This window comes from Actinomyces oris, assembly GCF_001553935.1.
Classification (GTDB): domain Bacteria; phylum Actinomycetota; class Actinomycetes; order Actinomycetales; family Actinomycetaceae; genus Actinomyces; species Actinomyces oris_A.
In genome coordinates this window covers 2,402,942-2,423,946 of record NZ_CP014232.1, presented here as the reverse complement: position 1 = coordinate 2,423,946, position 21,005 = coordinate 2,402,942, and the positions used below count along the sequence as shown (strand labels likewise).

Here is a 21,005-nt window from a genome sequence, read left to right as displayed (position 1 = left end):
GGGCCGCCCCGCGCATCTGCGGTTGAATCAGAGGCCCATCAGGCCTCACGCACCGCACGGGCGGCACCGACCAGGCTGGTCAGGCTCGCCTCGGTCTCGGCGTAGCCGCGGGTCTTGAGACCGCAGTCGGGGTTGACCCAGACCTTCTCGGCGCCCAGGGCATCGACGGCCCGCTGGAGCAGCTCGGTGCACTCGGCCTGGCTGGGCACGCGCGGGGAGTGGATGTCCCATACGCCCGGGCCGAGCTGGCGCTCGAAGCCGTGCTCTGCCACTGCGGGCAGGATGTCCATGCGCGAGCGGGAAGCCTCGATGGAGGTCACGTCGGCGTCGAGGTGGTCAACCGCGTCGATGACGACGTCGAACTCCGAGTAGCACAGGTGGGTGTGGATCTGGGTGGCGGGAGCCGCTCCTCCGGTAGCCAGACGGAAGGAGCCGACGGACCACTCCAGGTAGGTGGGGCGGTCGGCGCGCCGCAGCGGCAGGGTCTCGCGGATGGCGGGCTCGTCGACCTGGATGACGCCGATACCGGCGGCCTCAAGGTCCGCCACCTCCGCGCGCAGGGCCAGACCCAGCTGGTCGGCGACCTGGGCGCGCGGGATGTCGTCGCGCACGAAGGACCAGGCCATGATCGTCACCGGGCCAGTGAGCATGCCCTTGAGGGGCTTGTCGGTCAAGGACTGGGCATAGGCCGACCAGGTGACCGTCATCGGCTCGGGACGAGTGACGTCTCCCCACAGGATGGAGGGACGGGTGCAGCGCGAGCCATAGGACTGGACCCAGCCGTGCTCGGTGGTGACGAAGCCGTCGAGCAGCTCGGCGAAGTACTGGACCATGTCGTTGCGCTCGGCCTCGCCGTGAACCAGGACGTCCAGGCCGAGGCGTTCCTGAAGGGCGACGACGCTGGCGATCTCGGCGCGCATGGCGGCGTCGTAGGCGGCGTCGTCGATCTCGCCCTTGCGCCAGGCGGCGCGGGCCTTACGGATCTCAGCGGTCTGCGGGAAGGAGCCGATGGTGGTGGTGGGCAGTTCGGGCAGGCCGAGGCGCTCGTCCTGGGCCGCCTTGCGCTCACTGTAGGGGGCGCGGGTGCGGTCGGCGTCCGTGACGGCGCCGACGGCGGTGCGGACCTCGTCGCGGTGCACGCCGGGGTGGGCGGCGCGCTGCTTGCGCAGGTCGGCGTCCTGGGACAGCTCTGCGGCGATGGCCTCACGGCCCTGCTCCAGGCCCTTGGCCAGGGTGATGACCTCCCCGACCTTCTGATCGGCGAAGGCCAGCCAGGAGCGGATCTCCGGGTCGATGGCGGTCTCGCGCTCGACGTCGTGGGGCACGTGCTGCAAGGAGGTGGAGGTCGCCACGGTGATGGGGGTGCCCTCGGGGAGGCGCTCGCGCAGCTGCTCAAGCACGTCCATGGCTCGGTTCAGGTCGGTGCGCCAGATGTTGCGTCCTGAGACAACCCCGGCAACAACGGCCTTGCCCTTCAGGGCGGCCAGGTCGCCGGCCTCGGGCAGGGCGCCGGCCACGAGGTCGAGGCCCACGGCCTCGATCGGGGCCTGAGCGAGCACGGGCAGGGCGTCACCCAGGGAGCCGTAGGTTCCGGCCACCAGGATCTGGGGGCGCTCCACGATGGCGCCCAACCAGGTGTAGGCGTCGCGCACGGCATCGAGGACACGCTGGCGCTCCACGTTCCAGGAGTCGGAGACCAGGGCGGGCTCGTCGAGCTGGACCCAGGTGGCACCGGCCTCGTGCAGGTCCATGAGGAGGTGGCCGTAGGCGTGCAGGACGTCATTAAGACGGTCCAGAGGATGGAAGCCCTCGGCAGCCTCGTCGGAGGGCTTGGCCATGAGCAGGTAGCTCACCGGTCCTACGACGACGGGGCGCACCTCGGTACCAGCGGCCTGGGCCTCGCGGACCTGGTCGGCGATGGCGGTGTCGACGTAGTCGAAGGGGGTGGAGGCGTCGATCTCGGGGACCAGGTAGTGGTAGTTGGAGTCCAGCCACTTGGTCATCTCCATGGCCGGACGGGCGCCCTCACCGCGGGCCAGCGTGAAATAGCCCTCGACGTCGAGAGCACCATCGGCATTGAGCAGGTCACGGAAGCGGGCCGGCGCGGCCCCCAGGGTGGCGGTCACCTGAAGTACCTGGTCGTAAAGAGTGAAGTCCGCTGGAACCGATGCGGGCTGAGTCAGCCCCAGGTCCATCAGACGCGAACGAGTCGCCCCGCGCAGTTCGGCTGCGGCGTGCTTGAGCTCGTCGACGCTCAGGTTCCCCTTCCAGAAGGACTCGACGGCGCGCTTGAGCTCACGGTCCCTTCCGATGCGGGGGTATCCCAGAATGGTGGCCCCCGGCAGGGGTGCGGAGGGGACCTGTGACTCGGTCACGGCGATCTCAGCCGGTGAGGTGGCGGCGACCGACTCAGGGGTGGCGCTCATGCATTCTCCTTGGTGATGGTGGTGTGGGGCGGAACGGGGTGGCGGGAAGACAGTGCTGCACCGGGAGAGCCGCAGCGCAGGAAGGAGGGACCGCGTCCGGGAGTGGCCTGGAGGTACCCGCGATCAACGGCGTCGCGCACCTCCCGATCGGGCGTGGCTCCGGCCAGGATGCCACCCAGACGCAGGTGGCTGATGACGTCGAGGGCCGGACGGGTGCGGTTGAAGGTGTACAGGTGCAGACCGGGGGCGCCGGCACGTAGCAGCGCGGTGGCCAGGTCAAGCGTCGCTCCGATGCCGCGTTCCACGAGGGTGGCGCCGCTGGCCGATCCCAGCGTGGATCGCAGGCCGGCGGGCACTCGCACCCCGGTGAGCGCCTCGAGGCGGGTGAGCCGACGTAGGTCGGTCAGGGGGATCACCCCGGGAAGGATCGGGATGCTCACCCCCGCATAGGAGGCCGCGTTGGTCAGGGCCACGTAGTCGGCCGCATCGTAGAACACCTGGGTGATTGCCATGTCGGCGCCGGCGGCCTGCTTGGCGGCCAGGACCTCAATGGCCTCGATGTGGTCGCTGGTGGCCGGGTAGGCGGCCACGGCGATCGTGACGTGGCGCTTGCCGTCACCGAAGAAGTCCGCCTCGACCTCCCGGATGACCCGAACGAGGTCGTCGGCGTGGCGCAGCTCCCCGGCGACCTCGTCGGCCCGGGTGCCGGCCGGCGGGTCGCCGCGCAGGGCGAGGAAGCGCCGCACTCCCATGCGAAGGAAGCGGGTGACGATCTCAACGGCCTCCTGCTTGCGGTAGCCAATGCAGGTCAGGTGCGCCATGAGGGGGATGGTGCTGGACTCCAGCACGTGGGCGAGCACGAACTCGGAGGGGTTGGTCTGCTCCTGAACCGCGCGCACGCAGGGCACGGCCTTGCACCGACTCACCTCCGTCCCTCGCACACTCCCTTCATACTCACCGCCGTTAATGCCGCCGGCGGGATCGGTGACGAAGGTGGGCCGGTAGGTCACCGAGACGAAGTCGGGCCCTGTGGCCAGGAGCCTGTCAATGCGACCCCAGGTGGCAGAGGCCGCCTTACCCGGCCGAGGCGGGAACAGCTCCAGGCTGACGGTGGGCAGTCGCCGGGCACTTCCGGTCTCGGCGCTGCTCAGGCCCGCTGCACGGCTTCCTGCCGCGGCAGTCGGCCCGGTGGGCTCGTTGTCGTGCACATCGTCTCCATCGATCCTGGCTGAAGCACCCGCGTACCCGGGTTGCTGCGGCGTCATGGAACCAGGTCTCTCGGCCGCTCTGGATGGTCGAGCGTATCAAACCACGACTGCTTCCCAGCCCCGCCACCGTCCCACATAGCGAGAACCGCTTCACTCAGTCGTCGGGCCGGTTCGTACCCCATACCGCCCAGCAGGCGAGTCGCTGCGGCGGAGCCCAGGTCTCGTCCCTGGTGCCGACCTCTCCTGTGGCCGCTGAGACCACCAGGGAGGCCAGACTCGGTTCGCCGCGAGCAGCGCAGTCGTGGCCGATCATGGAGAGCAACGGACCCATATGACGCGGCAGCACGCTCCGTCCGATCGAGTCGCTGAGCTCACCGTAGGTGATGACCTCACGGTGCTGAGCGACCTCTATCAGAACGGAGCGTGCTGCGTTGGTGGCCTGGGCCAGCCTCGGGGTGAGTCGGCGCATCCTGTCCCCCACGGGGAAGTAGTCACCAACGGTGATGGCGAGCGATTCAGTCACGGTGTGAGGATCCGGGTTGTCCGGGTTCTTCACAAGCTCGTTCTCGCTGCGTCTTCACCCCGAGGCCGGAACCGATCAGCTGGCCATACGACGGCGTACCAGGATGAATCCGCCGCCCATGACGATGGCGGCCACCGCGAGGACGATGCCGGTCAGGCTGGCACCGGTGAGCGGAAGACGGCTATCACCGGTAGCCGCTGCAGCCGCAGCAGCCTGACCCTGACCGCCCTGAGCGTTGCCGCCGGGCTTGGCGATGCTGGAGTTCTTCTGGCCGGCCCCTGCCTTGGAGTCAGAGGGGCTGGCGCTCTGTGCGTCCTGGCCGCCGGTGCTAGCGGCCCCGTCGGCGACGGTGGAGCCGTTGTTGTCGGCCTTGCCACCGTTGTTGGCGTTGCCACCATTGCCACCGTTGTTGTCGGCCTTACCACCGTTGTTGGCGTTACCGCCATTGTTGTTGGCGGCCTTGTCGCCGTTGTTAGCGGCCTTGCCGCCGTTGTTGGCGTTGTCAGCGGGGGCGTCCCCGGCACCGGGAACGGCGCCGCCGCCCCAGGCGACGTTGACGAGCGCACCGCGGTCCACGGCGACGTTGGCGTTGACGCCGAGGGTCTTGGCGATGTCCTCGGGCAGGGCGTGACCGTTACCGGAGGCGGGGCTTCCCTCCTTGAGGTGGAAGTCCGAGGTCTTGTCCATCGGGTTTGCGGACTCCTTGACGAAGAACGGGTTGTTCTCCGGGGAGCCGTGCAGGTCCAGACCGTTGGCCTCCTTGCCCGATGCCTTGACGCTCGAGCTGGCGGTGAAGTCGGAGAGCTTCTCGGCGTTGACCGACTGGTTCATACGGTCGGCGCCCCAGTTCCACAGGACCGTGGTCGACAGGGTCTGGGGGTTCTCGTGGCGGTAGTAGACGTCGTAGTCGATGCCGGTGACCATCTCATTGGCGTAGACCGCGCCGGAGCCGTCCTGGTTGGCCCCACCCAGGACCTGGACCATGGCGGAGTAGCGCCACGGGTCCCCGGGCATGGGGGTGGTCTGCTCGGAGGAGAAGATGTTGTTCATCACCTGGGTGTTGGTGGTGTCCCAGCTCAGTCCGTGCTCGGCGCTCCACTTCTGCACCTGGGTGCACACACCCTGGGCGTTGCGGGCGTTGCAGCCGTCGGAACGGGTGTCCTCCTGGATCCACAGGCTGGTGAGCGCGTGGGAGACGGTGTTGTTCCACACGCGGGTGTCGTTGGACCCGGAGATGTGGATACCGATACCGGCCCCGGCCACGATGTTGGAGGCGATGAGGTTGTTGGAGGAGACCTCGTTGAAGATCGCCACCGGGACGTTGACGAAGTAGTTGCCAACGATCTCGGAGTCGATCACGCCCTCGTCGAACCACACGCCTGCGGCACGGTTCTGGTCATAGGCCGCGGGGTCGGAGATGTCCGTGCCGGTGGCCGAGTAGTCCACTGTGTTGTTGGCGAAGCGGATGTTCTTGGAGTGGGTGATCTTGGTGTCGGCCAGGGTGCAGTAGGCACCGCAGTCCTTCGTGATGAAGCCGGAGGTGTTGTTGTTCCTCCACAGGTTGTTCTCCACCTTGGCGCCACTGGAGTCATTGATGCCGAAGGCGTTGGAGCCGTTGTTCTCGAACAGGTTGTTCGAGATGGCCGCGTTGGTGGAGTCGATGACCTGCAGCGCACCGGCCGTCGAGGAGTAGCGGAAGGTGGAGTTCTCGACACGAGGAGCACCGTGTGCGGCCACGACCATTCCACCGCCGGAGATGGTGCCGATCTCAGGGTCCTCGTAGTCCCAGCGCTGCACCGCGGAGTACTTCTCCACGGTCAGTCCCGACAGGGTGATGTTGTCGGTGTTGAAGGACAGGGCGCGGGAGTGCTGGACCACCTCGACCTGGTGCTGGTTGGGGTCGACACCGATGACGTAAGAGGTGCCCCGGTGCGGCTTGACGTTGTAGCCGGCCTGGTTGTTCTTCGGGTTCTTCAGGGTGACCGGGTCGGGGTCGTCCACGTAGAAGGTGGACTCGGTGACCTCGGCGCGGCTGAGCACCTGGGTCAGGGGCTTGCCGTCCACGAACACCTGCTCGGGGTGGCTGGCGATCCCCTCCTTGGCGGGGTCGGCATTGATGGTGCAGACCGTGCAGAAGCGGACCATGTCCTTGCCCGTGGACCACTTCCCGTCACCGCCGGCACTCCAGCTCTTGGGGACCTCGGCACCGGTGAGGACCGGCTTGGCACCCTCGGCCGCCTTGATGGTCACGCCCTTGTCGACGGCGAGCTCGCCCTCACGGTAGGTGCCGTTGGCCAGCTCGATGGTGTCTCCGCCGCCGGCCTTCTTCAGGGCGGCTCCAATGGTCTGAAGGGGCTTGGCAGCGGTTCCGTCTCCCGCGTCCGAGCCGCCCTCGGCCGAGACATGAATGATGTTGCCGTCGGCGGCGGCGGCTTGTGGTGCATGAGTCACGGCCAGAACAGGCGCCGACAGCGATAGAGCGAGTATCGCCATCTGGGCGACGATTCGACGCTTCATGGTGTCTCCGTCTCCGTAGTGTTATCAGAACGCCGTTACCCTACCGTGATAAATTTTGTTTGGCATCCGTTATATCCGCATACTTCTGAGAGACGCTTCTCTCACTCGCCTCGCTACCGTCCGCTCTAGCGGGGTGCTACCTGGTCCGACGTGCGTACCTCACGCCCCGTCTGCGAGGATCCACCTATGACGCACGCAACATCTCAGCGCCCATCCCGGTACCCACTCATCTCAGTGTCCGGAAGCATCCGGCTCGGCCAGTTCCTCAAACTGGCGGGCCTGGTGGAGGACGGCGCACAGGCGCGCATCGCCATCCAGTCCGGAGACGTCACTGTCAACGGCGTCGTGGAGACACGTCGCGGGCACCACCTGGCTGATGGTGACGTCGTCGTCGTCGATCACCCCGCCGGCCAGGTGGGCGCCACCGTTGAGCAGCTGGGGACCGAGCAATGAGCCCGGCCCCCAGCACCAGGAGCAGCCGACAGACCTAGCTGGTCCTAGTTCTCCTGCCTCTGGTCGGCTCGAGCCTGCGCATCATCCACACCGTCGACGGCGAGGTCGTCAACCCTGAGGTCCTGCGCGGCCTCGTCGGTGCCGTCCTGGCAGCCCTCACCGGCTGCGTCGTCGCCGTCAGTGGTCGATGACAGGCTGGTGTGCAGCTCGATGGTCTCGACCTCATGCGGCTCGTTGGCGGTCGTGACCGCGGTGGTGACCGAGTCGACCAGGACCTGGTTGGCCAGCGAGTGCCGCAGCAGCATGGGGTCGTTGTTGAGGTCCTTGTAGAGCGAGACGCACAGCAGCAGCATGACGAAGACGAAGGGCAGCGCCGAGACGATCGTGATGTCGCGCAGACCGGTGAGGACCTCGCGCGGATCATCCCCGCCGGCGAGCAGCATGGCTGAGGCCACGCCACCGGTGGCCACGCCCCAGAAGACGACCGTGAAGCGGCTCGGATCGGTGGCACCGTTCTCGGAGAGCCCTCCCATGACGATGGAGGCCGAGTCGGCACCGGTGACGAAGAAGATCGCCACCAGGACGACGGCCAGGACCATGAGGACGATGAGGACCACCTTGTGCACGGGCATGGCGTTGAGCAGGTCGAACAGGATCGTGTCGAAGTTCAGGTCGGGCGTGCCATCGGCCTTGAGGTGAACCAGGGCGTGCGCCGCCTGGCCGGCGCGCTCGGCGCGTTCCTGGAGCCCGATGGCGCCCCCACCGAAGATGGCGAACCAGATGAGAGAGACGACTGAGGGGACGAGCATGACCCCGGTGACGAACTGCCGGATGGTGCGGCCGCGCGAGATGCGGGCGATGAACATTCCCACGAAGGGCGTCCAGGAGATCCACCAGGCCCAGTAGAAGATCGTCCAGGAGGACAGCCACTGGGCCATGTCCTGATTGCCCACGGCCGCGGTGCGCGAGGCCATGGCGGGCAGCTCGTCGATGAAGTTGCCGATCGCCGAGGGGATGATATTGAGGATGAACAGGGTGGGTCCGCCGATGAAGACGATGATCGCCAGCAGCACAGCCAGCACCATGTTGATGTTCGACAGCCACTGGATGCCCTTCTCAATGCCGGAGATCGCGGAGGCCACGAAGCAGGCCGTCAGGATCGCGATGATGCCGACCATCATCGCGGGGGTGGACTTGGTGACGAGATTGGTCGACACCATTCCCCCGCCGATCTGCAGGGCCCCCAGTCCCAGGGAGCAGGCCGACCCGAACAGGGTGGCCACGATCGCCAGGATGTTGATGATGCGCCCACCGATCCCGTCGATGGCCTGGCGCCCGAACAGGGAGGTGAACATGGCCGAGAAGAGCTGGGAGCGTCCCAGGCGGTAGGTCCCGTATGCCATCCCGAGCCCCACCAGGGCGTACATCGCCCACGGGTAGATGGTCCAGTGGAACATGGCCGTACCTAGGGCAGTGCTGGCGGCCTGGGCGGTCTGAGGGTCGACCGTCTCCGGCGGGGGCGACATGTAGAAGTAGAGCGGCTCACCGACCCCATAAAAAATCAGTCCGATACCCATTCCCGTGGCGAACATCATGGAGACCCAGGAGCCGGTGGAGTACTCGGGCTCCTCTCCGTCCCCACCCAGGGGGATCTTGCCGAACCGGGAGGCCGCCACGAAGACGACGAAGACGACGAACAGGGTCGAGGACAGGACGAACAGCCAGCCGAAGTTGCTGATCGTTCCCCCCAGGGCCCACTTGGAGGCCCTCCCCAGACCGTGCGGAGAGATGAAGCCCCACACGACGAAGGCGATGGTCGCGGCCGCGGCGACGCCGAAGACCACCTTGTCCATTCCCTCACCGACGTCGTGGGGCTGGCGGGAGACCGATCTCCTCAGGCGGTCGAGCAGGTGGCGCTGGCGCCGTTTCACGGTTGCCGGGGAGGTCTGGAAGGCCGGCGTCGCAGCCGCCACGCCCTGGAGGACCTCCCCTGTCTGCTCCGTCTGCGGGCGGGCGTCCCGCTCCTCTTGCTGGGTCAATGTTGGAGGGTTCAAATCCTCGTCACTCATCAAATTACCTCATAGACAATACAGTCATCGACTGCTTGTGGACATTACGAGAGTATCAAGATGAAGACGGGGCGCCACATAAGCACCAACCCTGGTGGAGGTGGCACGACCTGTGGGAATACCGCCTCAGAACCGGATTCCACCTTCCCGAAGGCGGACCTGCCGCCCTAAGGAAAGCCGGCGTGTGGCGCACTGATGAGGACACAGTGAGATCACAAACGGGTTTGCGAACGGTGCCCGCTCGGGCTGGCATCGGTTGCTCGACGTCCCCATCGGGGCGGGCGATCCGCTCTCTGGGAAACGGCTTTCTAGTGGCGCAGGCACCCCGGGCCGAGGAGGGCCTTGATGTCGGAGTAGAAGGCGGGCGAGGCCTCCACCCGTAGCGAGGCGTCCAGCTGGGTGCGAACCTCGCGCCCCGGGCTGGTCAGCGTCAGACGGACCGTCGAGCCACCCGGGTGCTTGGTGAGCACGTCCTTGAACTGCTCCACCAGAGGCCCGGTGCACCGGTTGGTGGGAAGGGTGATGAGGACCGCCTCGTGGGCGGCGCTGGAGATGTCCGGGATCGTCATCTCCTGGGCGTAGAGGGCGACCTGCCCGTCACGCCGGTTGAGACGTCCGCGCACCGTGACCACCGTGTCCGGGGCCAGCATGGTGGAGACGGTCTGATAGGTCTGGGGGAAGAAGAGCACCTCGATGCTTCCTGCCAGGTCCTCGACCTGGGCGATGGCCCACAGGTTGCCCTGCTTGGTGGTCTTGCGGGTCAGGGAGGTGATGAGCCCGGCGATGGTGACCATGGCGCCGTCGGGCAGCTCATCGTTCTCGTGGAGCTCGGAGATCTCCTTGTCCGCGAGCTTGCCCAGCAGCCCCTCCAGGCCCATGAGGGGGTGGTCGGAGACGTAGAGGCCCAGCATGTCGCGCTCGTAGGCGAGCTTGTCCTTCTTGTCCCACTCCGGCAGGTTGGGAACATCGGAGGAGAAGACCGGGCCGTTGCCGAAGGGTGAGTCGTCGGCGTCGTCGGACCCGCCCATGAGGGAGGCGAAGAGGTCGAACTGGCCGGCGGCCTCATTGCGCTTGACGCCGATGACCTCATCGACGAAGTCCTCGTGGCAGGCCTGCAGGGAGCGCCGGGTGTGTCCCAGGGAGTCGAAGGCTCCGGCCTTGATGAGCGAGTCGATGGTGCGCTTGTTGCACACGATCGCGGGAACCTTGTCCAGGAAGTCCTCGAAGGAGGTGAACTCGCCCTTGTCCTCCCTGGCGGCCACGATCGCGTCGACGACGTTGATGCCGACGTTGCGCACCGCGGACAGCCCGAAGCGCACGTCCTCACCGACCGCGGAGAACTGGGCCCGCGAGGCGTTGACGTCCGGGGGCAGGACGGTGATGCCCATGTGGCGGCACTCCCCCAGGTAGACGGCCAGCTTGTCCTTGTTGTCCTTCTGACTGGTGAGCAGGGCGGCCATGTACTCGGTGGGATAGTGCGCCTTGAGGTAGGCCGTCCAGTAGGACACAACGCCGTAGGCGGCCGAGTGGGCCTTGTTGAAGGCGTACTTGGCGAAGGGAACGACGACGTCCCACAGTGTCTTGACGCTCTCCTTGGAGAAGCCGGACTGGACCATCCCGGCCTCGAACTCGACGAACATCTTGGCCAGGATGTCCATCTTCTTCTTACCCATGGCCTTGCGCAGCGCGTCGGCCTTGCCCATGGAGAATCCCGCCAGGTCGGTGGCGATCTTCATGACCTGCTCCTGGTAGACGATGAGACCGTGCGTGGTCCCCAGGATCGGGTCGAGGGCCTCCTTGAGCTCGGGGTGGATCGGGATGACCTCTTGCAGGCCGTTCTTGCGCAGCGCGTAGTTGGTGTGGGACTCCGCCCCCATGGGGCCGGGTCGGTAGAGGGCGCCGACGGCGGAGATGTCCTCGAAGTTGTCGGGCTTCATCAGGCGCAGCAGGGTGCGCATCCCCCCGCCGTCGAGCTGGAAGACGCCCAGGGTCTCGCCGCGTGAGAGCAGTTCGTAGGTGGCGCGGTCGTCAAGCTCGACGTGGTCAATGTCCAGGGCCGGCTTGCCGTTGGCGACGATGTTCTCCAGGGCGTCGGAGATGACCGTGAGGTTGCGCAGTCCCAGGAAGTCCATCTTGAGCAGGCCCAGGTGCTCGCAGGTGGGGTAGTCGAACTGGGTGATGACGGCGCCATCCTGCAGGCGCTGCATCATGGGGATGATGTCGGTCAGGGTGGCTGAGGACATGATGACGGCGCAGGCGTGGACGCCCCACTGACGGGTCATGCCCTCCAGCCCCTTGGCCAGCTCGACGATCTTCTGGGCGTCGGGGTCCTCGGCGTGGAGCTTGCGGAACTCCTCGGCCTCGCCGTAGCGCTCGTCGGCGGGGTTGAAGATGCCCTTGATGGAGATGTCCTTGCCCTGGACGGAGGGGGGCATGGCCTTGGTGAGCCGGTCGCCGACGGCGTAGGGGTAGCCCATGACGCGGCTGGAGTCCTTCAAGGACTGCTTGGCCTTGATGACGCCGTAGGTGACCACCTGGCTGATGCGGTCGGCGCCGTACTTCTCACGCACGTACTCAATGACCTCGTCACGCCGGCGCTCGTCGAAGTCGACGTCGATATCGGGCATGGAGATGCGCTCGGGGTTGAGGAAGCGCTCGAAGATGAGCCCGTGGCGCAGCGGGTTGAGCTCGGTGATGCCCATGGCGTAGGCGACCATGGAGCCGGCTCCCGATCCACGCCCCGGCCCGACCCGGATGCCGTGGGCCTTGGCCCAGTTGATGTAGTCGGCCACGACGAGGAAGTAGCCGGGGAATCCCATCTGGGTGATGACGCTGATCTCGTACTCGGCCTGCTTGCGGCAGTCCTCGGGGATGTCGCCGTTGAACCGGCGATCCATGCCGCGCCAGCACTCCTTGATGAACCAGGACTCGTCGGTCTCCCCCTCGGGGACGGGGAAGGCCGGCATGTATGAGGCCCCCTCGTCCACGGTGCGGAAGTGCACGTCGCACTGCTCAGCCACGAGCAGGGTGTTGTCGCAGGCCTGGGGCATCTCGGAGAAGAGGCGGCGCATCTCGGCGCCGGGGCGCAGGTAGTAGGTGTCACCGTCGAACTTGAAGCGGTCGGGATCGGAGAGCACGGAGCCGGAGTTGATGCACAGCATCGCGTCCTGGATGGTGCGGTCCTCGGGGCGCACGTAGTGGGAGTCGTTGGTGGCCAGCAGCGGGGCCCCGATCTCCTTGGCGATGCGCAGCAGATCCTTGGTGACGCGCTGCTCGATCTCCAGGCCGTGGTCCATGAGCTCGACGTAGAAGAACTCCTTGCCGAAGATGTCCTGCAGCTCCCCGGCGACGCGCAGGGCCTCGTCCCACTGGCCCAGGCGCAGGCGGGTCTGGACCTCCGAGGAGGGGCAGCCGGTGGAGCCGATGAGGCCGCTCGCATAGCGCGAGAGCAGCTCGCGGTCGATGCGCGGCGCCTTGCCCCACTGGCCCTCCAGGGAGGCGAAGGAGTCCATGCGCATGAGGTTGTGCAGGCCCTCGTTGTTGCGTGAGAGCAGCGTCATGTGCGTGTAGGAGCCGCGGGCGGAGACGTCGTCGCTCCGCTGGGACTCATCGCCCCAGAACACACGGGTCTTGTCGAAGCGGGAGGTGCCCGGCGTCATGTACGCCTCGACCCCGATGATCGGTTTGATGCCGGCGGCCGTGGCGGCCGCGTAGAACTCGTAGGCTCCGAACATGTAGCCGTGGTCGGTGATGGCCAGGGCGGGCTGGCCCAGCCGCTTGGCCTCGGCCACGTAGTCCTTGATCTTCCCGGCGCCGTCCAGCATGGAGTAGTCGGTGTGAACGTGGAGGTGGACGAAGTCGTCCTTGGGGGCTGCTTCTTCCTGACTGCTCATCTCCGCCATGGCCACATCCTAGGCCCGCCCGGCGCCCTGTCTCCCGGACGGGGCCGAGCGCGCTCCAGCGCGAAGGCCGGGCCTTTGCCCGGCCTTGCCGGTCCATGCCGGGCCATGAAGGGCCACGACGGACCATTGCCGAGGTGGGCGGCTAAGCCGGGGGAGAAATCCTCTGCCGGGTGGCTCCCTCCCCGCCGCCTCCGAGAGGTGTCTCGGGCTTAGGCACGCGCCCTGGCTGCAGCCTCTTGCGGAGCCAGGACGCTGTGCGCGAGGTCGAGCACGGGGGTGGGTACACCCGCCTCGTCGCCGGCGCGGCACAGGGCGCCGAGCTGGGCGTCGAGCTCACTGGGAAGGCCCGCGGCGATGTCCCGCTGCATCGAGGTGGTGGCGCCGGCCGGCTGGGCGTCGGCCATGCGCAGGGCTGCAGTGACCGGGTCGGGGGCGTCGTCGGTAGCCAGGTCGTGCCCCTGGGCCGCAGCGACGGCGATGACTTCGCCTACGGCCCGGGTGAAGGCGTCTCTCAGGTCGGTGCGCAGGACGCCGATGGGCGCGTTCGCGGCGGCACCGAGGGAGCCCTGGACGACGACGAAGGAGACCTTGCGCCACAGCTCCGCCCAGATGGAGCCCGGGACCCAGGCGCGGATTCCGGCCGCCTCCAGGGCCCGGGCGGCGGCGCGGCTGCGAGCCGTCGTGCTGCCATCCCACTCCCCTAGGGCCAGCGACCCGGCGCTGCCGATGGTGCGCACGTCCCCGGGCGAGACGATGGCGGAGTAGACGCGAGCGACCCCGGGCAGGACGTGCTCCGTGCCGACGGCGTCGGCGAGAACTCCGGGCGCGCTGATCCCGTTCTGGGTGGAGACGACACCAGTGTCGGGGCCGGTCAGGACTCTGAGCGCAGGAGCCAGCCCGACCAGCGCATCGACCTTCGTGGTCACCAGGACCAGGTCCGGCTGACCTCCCAGGGTCTCGGTGAGAGCCCGCGGGTCATCACTGGCCAGTGGCGTCTCGATGCGGGCGGTCACGGTACCGGGCTCGCCACCGGAGCAGTCGCGCAGCGTCAGCCCGCCTGAGCGCAGGGCAGCCAGGGTGCGATCGTGAACGAGGAACCCGACCTGCTGGCCGCTCGCGGCCAGGCGGGCGCCGAGCCATCCTCCGATGCCTCCGGCGCCGATGACGACGATCCGCACGAGTGTCTCCTCTCGGTCCTGCTGTTCTCGGCACGCGCACATGCGCGGGCGTGTGCGACCGGCCCTAGGCGGTACGGCCGGAACGGTCCTCGGCGCTCACGCTACTGACGGTGCGGGCCATGTCCTGGTGCCAGATGCCGGCGTCGAGGTAGCGGCGCCCATCGAGGACCCGGTATCCGCAGCGCTCATAGAAGCCCATGGCCTGCTCCTGAGCTGAGAGAACCACCTCCACGCGGGACCGGCCGGAGTGGCTCAGTGCAGTCTGCTCGAGGGCAGCGACGATGCGGGCACCAAGCCCCGTACCGCGCGCGACGCTGCGTACGGCCAAGCGGCCCAGATGGACCCGACCGGGCTCCTCGGGCTCCATCAGGAGACGTCCGGCGCCCAGGGGCGTGCCGTCAGCTCCGCTGGCCAGGAGATGGATCGTAGTCGGCTCCTCGTCGCGAGCGTCGATCTCCAGGGCGAAGGGAACCGCCTGCTCAACAACGAAGACCTCGAGGCGCACGTCGGCCACGGCCGTGCGAAGCCGGTCGGCCTCGGGGCCTGTCTCATCTCCGCGTGCGGTTGCGAAGCCGATGGGTTCGTGGACGGCGGTGGCCGGGCGGATCTCGAGGACTGGAGTTCCCAAGACCGTCCCGCCCGCGCTCGGCCTTGCCGTCGGGCCCTTGGCCGGGGGATGCAGGTGATCAGTCACTGTGAACGCTCACCTCCTCGGTGCTCCTGTTCATGGTAGGCGCAGCACATCCAGAGCGTGGACGAGGTCGTCGGGGTAGTCGGAGGTGAAGACCATGTGCTCGCCGGTGATGGGGTGGGCGATGCCAAGCTCGCGGGCGTGGAGCCACTGGCGGATCAGACCGGTGCGCGCACTGATGGCCGGGTCTGCGCCGTAGGTGGCGTCTCCGACGCAGGGGTGGCCGACGGCGGCCATGTGGACGCGGATCTGGTGGGTGCGCCCGGTCTCGAGGTGGATCTCGGCCAGGCAGGCCCCGGGCATCGCCTCGATGACGTCGTAGTGGGTGATGGACTCGCGCCCGCCCTCGATGATGGCCATCTTCCACTCTCGGCTGGGGTGACGGCCGATGGGAGCGTCGATGGTGCCGCTGGAGGGGTCGAGGTGGCCCTGCACCAGGGCGTGGTAGACCTTGTCCACCGTGTGCTCCCGGAAGGCGCGTTTGAGCACCGAGTAGGCCCGCTCCCCCTTGGCCACGATCATGACGCCCGAGGTACCCACGTCCAGGCGCGAGACGATGCCCTGGCGCTCGGCGGCGCCGGAGGTGGCCACTCGCACGTGCATGGCTTTCAGGGCGCCGAGGACGTCTGGGCCGTCCCATCCCATGGAGGGGTGCGCGGCCACGCCTGCGGGCTTGTCGACAACGACGATGTCCTCATCCTCATAAAGCAGCTCCATGCCCTCCACGGGAGTGGCGACCGGTTCGACGGGACGGGGATCGGGCAGGTCGACCTCAAGGAGCTCCCCCGCGCGCAGACGAGAGGACTTGGCCAGCGTCTCGCCGCCTCGGCGCACCTCTCCGGCCTCGCAGAGGTCCTCGACCCGGCTGCGGGACAGGCCCGTCATCCGGGCCAGCGCAGCGTCGACCCGTTCGCCGTCGAAGCCGTCGGGCACGGGCAGCAGGCGCACGCTCATGGCAACTCCGCAGAGGAACCCTGCGTCGATGCCCCGGCGGACTCTTCCGACTCTATGGGCGCCTCGGCGCGATCCCTTCGGCGGGCTCGAGTGCCTCGGTCGGCTGAGGAGGTCGATCCGTCGGTAGCCTCCACCTCCGGGTTGTCCACGGCACCGGCCCGTGTGCCGTCGATCTCCCAGCCTCCCAGGGACAGAATGATGATGCCCGCGGCGGCCGCCACGATGGCGATGTCGGCGACATTGCCCACGAAGTAGCCGCCGTAGTCAATGAAGTCGATGACGTGGCCACGTAGGAATCCGGGCTCCCGCAGAAGGCGGTCGATGAGGTTGCCGACCGCCCCACCGAGAACCAGCCCGAGGGCCACCGCCCAGGAGCGGGACGCCAGGTTCCGGGAGACACGGATGATGATGGCCACAACGAAAGACGCGATGAGTGCGAAGATCCACGTCTGTCCGGTGGCGAAGGAGAAGGCGGCGCCCGGGTTGCGTACCAGGACCAGCCCCAGGGCACGGCCGAGCAGCGCCGTGTGCCGACCGTCGGACAGCGCGGAAAGCGCCCACTGCTTGGTGACCTGGTCCACGACGATGACGATGAGCGCCACCAGCCACAGGACGATCACCGGAAGACGTTTGGATCGCTTCCCATCTGCCGCCGGCGACGTCAGGGCTTCATCCATGGCGCTGAGGGGATTGTCTGTGGGCGGTGGGACAACGTTGTCGGAGTCGACGGCGTTACCGACGTTGTCAGCGGCCTCCTCCACACGGGAGGCGGGATCGACATGGTCAGGCATGGGGGCTTTCTCGCATTGCACTCGAAGGGGAACGTGTGATGAATGGGCTATACACCAAGCGAAGGGCGGCGACCCGTGCGGGTCGCCGCCCTTCGTAGGAGGCCGTGTCACTGACAACTGCTGGAGCTGGGCCATCCGGATCGGACGGGGAGCATCGTAATAGGGCTCCGTTGGCCAGTCCCGGGAACGTTCACGGGGATGAGCCGGGAGACGATCACGGCCTGGAGGATCACGACCCTTACAGGATCACAGGCTGGAGATGGAGCTCTCGCCGCCGTCCTCGACGTTGGCCAGCAGGTTCTGCAGGTAGCTCTTGAGGCGAGTGCGGTAGTCGGACTCGAAGCGCCGCAGCTCGTCGATCTTGTGCTCGAGGTTGGCGCGCTCCTTCTCCAGCTGGGCGAGGGTGCGGTTGCGCTGGTCCTCAGCCTCTCGCACGATCTGCTCACCGGTGGAGCGGGCCTCGGTGACGATGCGCTCACCCTCGGCCTTGCCGTTGGCGACGTGCTCGTCGTGGAGGCGCTGGGCCAGCTCGAGCATGCCGGAGGCAGCAGCCGGGCCCTGGCCGCCGGTCTCGCCGGCAGCGACGGCCGGCATGGACATGGCGGGCTCTGCCTGGACCGGAGATACGGGGGAAGCGGGGGCGGAGGGGATGGCAGCTCCCTCGCCGAGCTGGGCAACTCGACGGTTGGCGGCCTCGAGCTTGGCCTTGAGGTCGGCGTTCTCAGCCTCCAGCTGACGCATGGCCTCGACTACCTCGTCGAGGAACTCGTCGACCTCGTCCTGCTCGTAGCCCTCACGGAACTTGGTCGCCTGGAACTTCTTGTTGAGGACGTCGTCTGCTGTCAGCAGCGTCATGGGTCGTCACCTCGGTGTCGTTACGGATAAGGTCACGAGCACCGGGCATCCGGTCACTCATGCGGACAGAGTACCTGAACTCGAGGTTCAGGCCACATCAAGCGCGCTATCTCACGCTGACGTGAGTACAGCACTCTAGCGGTTCGCTCACAACTTCACACCTGTTCAGATGAGAAGTCCGAGGAACCACTGGATGATCCAGATCCCGAAGACCAGGACCAGGAAGCTCAGGTCGATACCGACCCCTCCCAGGCGTGCCAGGGGAACCCTCTGACGGATCACTCGCAGAGGCGGATCCGTCAGAGCGTAGACAAGGTTGGCCAGCACCAGGACGATCCCCCGGGGGCGCCACTGGCGGGCGAAGACCTGAATCCAGTCGAGCACAACCCTGACCAGGAGGATGAGGAAGTACAGGCTCAGAATGCTCGACAGGATCCCGGCTACCGCGGAGACAAGGTTCACGTAGGAGTCAGCTCAGCTCTGGTTGAAGAAGCGACCGCGGGCCTCGGCGACCTCACCGCCGTCGATCTCCACGCTGGCCGGGGTCAGCAGGAACACCCGCGGAGTGACACGCTCAATAGCACCGTGCAATCCGAAGACCAGACCGGCGGAGAAGTCCACCATGCGACGCGCGTCAGACTCGCTCATACCAGTAAGGTTGATGATGACGGGGACGCCGTCACGAAAGGACTCACCGATGATCCTGGCCTCGTTGTAGGTCGAGGGGTGAACCGTGACGATACGGCGAAGGTCGGGGGCGGCAGCAACGGGCTCGGGCACAGCCGGAGCAGAGAAGTCCTCGTACCCCTCGTCGCTGAAGTCCTGCTCGTGCTCCTGCACGGCGTAACCCGCGTCGGCAGCCTCATAGCTGTCCTCGTAGGTCTCCTCCTCCGGCTCCGAGTAGCCGAGGAAACTGGTCATACTGCGCAGCGCGCCCATTTATCGCTCCTTGGTTCGTCCGGTCCCCTGCGTTCCGGATGTGCTGCGACGGTATCCGCCCCCGCGACACCGCACGGGGACCTCACCTCGGCGTGTCCCCCACCTCAGGTTTCAGGAAGGTCACGCCCATGAGTTACCCAGCGGACTGGCCCTATCGCGGAACTCCAACGCCTGCCAGGCGTCCCGTCACTCCATCACGCCGATAGGAGAAGAAGCGAGGGTCCTCATAGGTGCACCATTGACCAGCACTGATGTGACCAACACCGGCACGCTCGAGCTGAGCGAGGACGCCTGCGGCGACGTCGATGCCAGGCGTTCCCCACGATGTGCTCGAAGCGCATGCCGGTTCGCGCTGAGCGGACAGTACAAGCATCTCCTCGGGGACCTCGTAGCAGGAGCCGCAGATCGACGGCCCCACGGCGGCCCACAGATCCGCCGGCTCCACTCCACCGCGTCGGAGGGAATCGATCGTGGCAGGCACGACGCCGTCGAGCATGCCTCTCCGCCCGGCGTGCACTGCGGCCGTCAGAGCACCGTCCCCGGACGCCAGCAGGACAGGGACGCAGTCGGCCACGAGAACGCAGCAACCCGCGGGCGCCCCGCCTGTCCGGGAGTCCAGCACGAGCGCATCCGCCGTGGGCACCTCACCGGCCTGGGCCGTGGCCACGACGGCGGAGTGAACCTGGTTCATCCAGGCCAGGTGACGCCCCTGCTCAAGTCCGAGCAACTCCTCGAGCTGACGACGATGACATTGAACACGTTGCGGGTCGTCCCCGACGTGGAGCGCCAGGTTCCATCCGTCATAGGAGGCCCCTCCCCTGGTGTCAGCAATCCGATCCTGAGCGGTGCCACCTGGGACCGAGACGGGAAGGGCCCGCAGACCGCGGGTAGTGAAGTACCCACGAGCCCGCGGGCCCAGATCCACCTCGATCAGGTCCGAGGCCTCAACGGCACTGGTGTCGCACATGGTTGCCGCGCCCCCAGACAGCGATAGCGCTCAGCGCAGGAAGTCGGGCAGGTCGATGCCATCATCGTCGGCGTCAACCCCGATCACCTGAGGAACCTCAAGATCGGAGACCGAGTGCTGTGCAGGCACCGAGCCGTAGGAGCCGTAGGACTCATCAACATAGGCCGGCATGCTCCCTGAGGAGAGGGCCTCAGCCGCGCTGACCTCCGACAGGTGTGCTGCGACCGCCGGTGAGGCGGAGGGCGGAGGTGCCAGCGGGACCGGACGAGTCACCGGGTTCTGGGCGGCATGAGCGCCACCGCGAGGAGCGGGGGCCGGAGGCAGGTCATCGACCGGGGAGGAGGGCACCGGCGGCACGGCGGCAGCCCGCGACAGCCGAGTCATCGGATCGGCCAGGCCGCCGACGATCGGCTCGGAGTCGAAGCCGGCGGCGATGACCGTCACCCGCACCTCGTCGCCCAGGGCACCGTCGACCACGTTTCCGACGATGATGTTGGCCTCGGGGTGGACAGCCTCGCGCACGAGGTTGGCGGCCTCGTTCATCTCGAACAGGCCCAGGTCGGAACCGCCCTGGAAGAAGAGCAGCACACCGTGTGCGCCGTCGATCGAGGTCTCCAGCAACGGCGAGGCGATGGCCTCCTCGGTCGCCGTGATCGCACGCCCCTCGCCGGTGGCCGAGCCAATACCCATGAGAGCGCTGCCGGCACCCTGCATGACGGACTTGACGTCGTTGAAGTCGACGTTGATGAGACCGGGGGTGGTGATGAGCTCGGTGATGCCCTGGACACCCTGAAGAAGAACCTGGTCGGCCTGCTTGAAGGCGTCAACGACGGAGATGTTCTTGTCGGCGATCTGCAGGAGGCGGTCATTGGGGATGACGATGAGGGTGTCGACTTCCTCGCGCAGCGCCTGGACACCGTCCTCGGCCTGGGCCGAGCGGCGGCGCCCCTCGAAGGAGAAGGGACGGGTGACCACACCGATGGTCAGCGCGCCAATGCTCTTGGCCAGGCGGGCGACGACGGGGGCCGCTCCGGTGCCGGTACCGCCTCCCTCACCCGCGGTGACGAAGACCATGTCCGAGCCGTCGAGGGCCTCGCGGATCTCAGACTCGTGGTCCTCTGCGGCCTTGCGGCCGATCGCCGGGTCGGCTCCCGCCCCCAGACCTCGGGTCAGGTCCCGCCCGACGTCGAGCTTGACGTCAGCGTCGGACATGAGCAGCGCCTGGGCGTCGGTGTTCACGGCGATGAACTCCACGCCACGCAGATCGGCCTCGATCATGCGGTTGACGGCGTTGACGCCGCCTCCGCCAACACCGACGACCTTGATCTCTGCCTGGTAGTGCTGTGAGTCGTCCACAGCCATGCTCTCGACCACTGGCGTCCCCTCCGCGAGTTTCGTCATGAGCCCTCTGACGAGGACTCCCCTCAAACCTCAACCTCAAGTTAAGGTCAATACTTATGTCATTCTCTGAACGACGGGGTTAACGCTATGAGACTTCCAGGACGTCGTATCGCATTGAAGCCCGGCGTGTT

The 21,005-nt window shown here is 67.2% G+C and carries 16 protein-coding genes and 1 riboswitch; of the genes, 1 reads left to right on the top strand and 15 read right to left on the bottom strand.

Features of this window, described 5'->3' with window-relative positions:
* Positions 1-38: 38 nt before the first annotated feature.
* The 4 genes from metE to AXE84_RS09690 form a co-directional block, all read right to left on the bottom strand.
* Complete coding sequence (gene metE, locus AXE84_RS09705) at positions 39-2,426, bottom strand: 5-methyltetrahydropteroyltriglutamate--homocysteine S-methyltransferase (protein ID WP_081093143.1); 2,388 nt, start codon at positions 2,424-2,426, stop codon at positions 39-41.
* Positions 2,423-3,634 (bottom strand): methylenetetrahydrofolate reductase, encoded by a 1,212-nt coding sequence (locus AXE84_RS09700; RefSeq protein WP_060957728.1) that lies wholly within the window; start codon positions 3,632-3,634, stop codon positions 2,423-2,425. The genes metE and AXE84_RS09700 overlap by 4 nt, the downstream gene beginning before the upstream one ends.
* A gap of 4 nt (positions 3,635-3,638) precedes the next feature.
* A riboswitch (SAM riboswitch) is annotated at positions 3,639-3,724 on the bottom strand.
* A 64-nt stretch (positions 3,725-3,788) separates the two neighbouring features.
* Positions 3,789-4,157, bottom strand: coding sequence for a hypothetical protein (locus tag AXE84_RS09695; RefSeq protein WP_029316422.1), 369 nt, complete (start codon positions 4,155-4,157; stop codon positions 3,789-3,791).
* Positions 4,158-4,232: 75 nt separating this feature from the next.
* Positions 4,233-6,674, bottom strand: a complete 2,442-nt coding sequence (locus AXE84_RS09690) for a right-handed parallel beta-helix repeat-containing protein (protein WP_060957727.1) — start codon at positions 6,672-6,674, stop codon at positions 4,233-4,235.
* A gap of 186 nt (positions 6,675-6,860) precedes the next feature.
* On the opposite strand from AXE84_RS09690, the gene AXE84_RS09685 reads away from it, so the two are divergent.
* Positions 6,861-7,127, top strand: a complete 267-nt coding sequence (locus AXE84_RS09685; RefSeq protein ID WP_060957726.1) for an RNA-binding S4 domain-containing protein — start codon at positions 6,861-6,863, stop codon at positions 7,125-7,127.
* A 44-nt stretch (positions 7,128-7,171) separates the two neighbouring features.
* Here AXE84_RS09685 and AXE84_RS09680 read toward each other — a convergent pair whose 3' ends face one another.
* From AXE84_RS09680 to ftsZ, 11 genes are all read right to left on the bottom strand, one after another.
* Positions 7,172-9,196 (bottom strand): BCCT family transporter, encoded by a 2,025-nt coding sequence (locus tag AXE84_RS09680; RefSeq protein WP_060957725.1) that lies wholly within the window; start codon positions 9,194-9,196, stop codon positions 7,172-7,174.
* A 308-nt stretch (positions 9,197-9,504) separates the two neighbouring features.
* Positions 9,505-13,098, bottom strand: a complete 3,594-nt coding sequence (gene dnaE, locus AXE84_RS09675; protein ID WP_060957724.1) for a DNA polymerase III subunit alpha — start codon at positions 13,096-13,098, stop codon at positions 9,505-9,507.
* Between the two features lie 209 nt (positions 13,099-13,307).
* The gene (locus AXE84_RS09670; RefSeq protein ID WP_060957723.1) at positions 13,308-14,276 is read right to left on the bottom strand and encodes a ketopantoate reductase family protein; all 969 of its coding nucleotides are present in this window, start codon (positions 14,274-14,276) and stop codon (positions 13,308-13,310) included.
* A 64-nt stretch (positions 14,277-14,340) separates the two neighbouring features.
* A complete protein-coding gene (locus AXE84_RS09665; RefSeq protein WP_150116269.1) occupies positions 14,341-14,904 on the bottom strand; it encodes a GNAT family N-acetyltransferase in 564 nt (187 codons plus the stop codon).
* A gap of 96 nt (positions 14,905-15,000) precedes the next feature.
* The gene (locus AXE84_RS09660) at positions 15,001-15,921 is read right to left on the bottom strand and encodes an RluA family pseudouridine synthase (protein ID WP_010613675.1); all 921 of its coding nucleotides are present in this window, start codon (positions 15,919-15,921) and stop codon (positions 15,001-15,003) included.
* Positions 15,918-16,712, bottom strand: a complete 795-nt coding sequence (gene lspA / locus AXE84_RS09655) for a signal peptidase II (protein ID WP_060957722.1) — start codon at positions 16,710-16,712, stop codon at positions 15,918-15,920. Before lspA ends, AXE84_RS09660 begins: the two co-directional genes overlap by 4 nt.
* Before the next feature lie 246 nt (positions 16,713-16,958).
* Entirely contained in the window at positions 16,959-17,567 is a 609-nt protein-coding gene (locus AXE84_RS09650; RefSeq protein WP_060957721.1) for a DivIVA domain-containing protein, read from the bottom strand.
* A 165-nt stretch (positions 17,568-17,732) separates the two neighbouring features.
* Positions 17,733-18,029: a YggT family protein gene (locus AXE84_RS09645; protein WP_010613672.1), complete on the bottom strand. Its 297-nt coding sequence runs from the start codon at positions 18,027-18,029 to the stop codon at positions 17,733-17,735.
* Between the two features lie 12 nt (positions 18,030-18,041).
* On the bottom strand, positions 18,042-18,506 hold the full coding sequence (locus AXE84_RS09640) for a cell division protein SepF (RefSeq protein WP_010613671.1): 465 nt from the start codon (positions 18,504-18,506) through the stop codon (positions 18,042-18,044).
* A 151-nt stretch (positions 18,507-18,657) separates the two neighbouring features.
* Positions 18,658-19,473 (bottom strand): polyphenol oxidase family protein, encoded by an 816-nt coding sequence (locus AXE84_RS09635; protein WP_060957720.1) that lies wholly within the window; start codon positions 19,471-19,473, stop codon positions 18,658-18,660.
* Between the two features lie 30 nt (positions 19,474-19,503).
* Positions 19,504-20,874, bottom strand: a complete 1,371-nt coding sequence (gene ftsZ, locus AXE84_RS09630; RefSeq protein ID WP_205408320.1) for a cell division protein FtsZ — start codon at positions 20,872-20,874, stop codon at positions 19,504-19,506.
* Between the last annotated feature and the right edge of the window lie 131 nt (positions 20,875-21,005).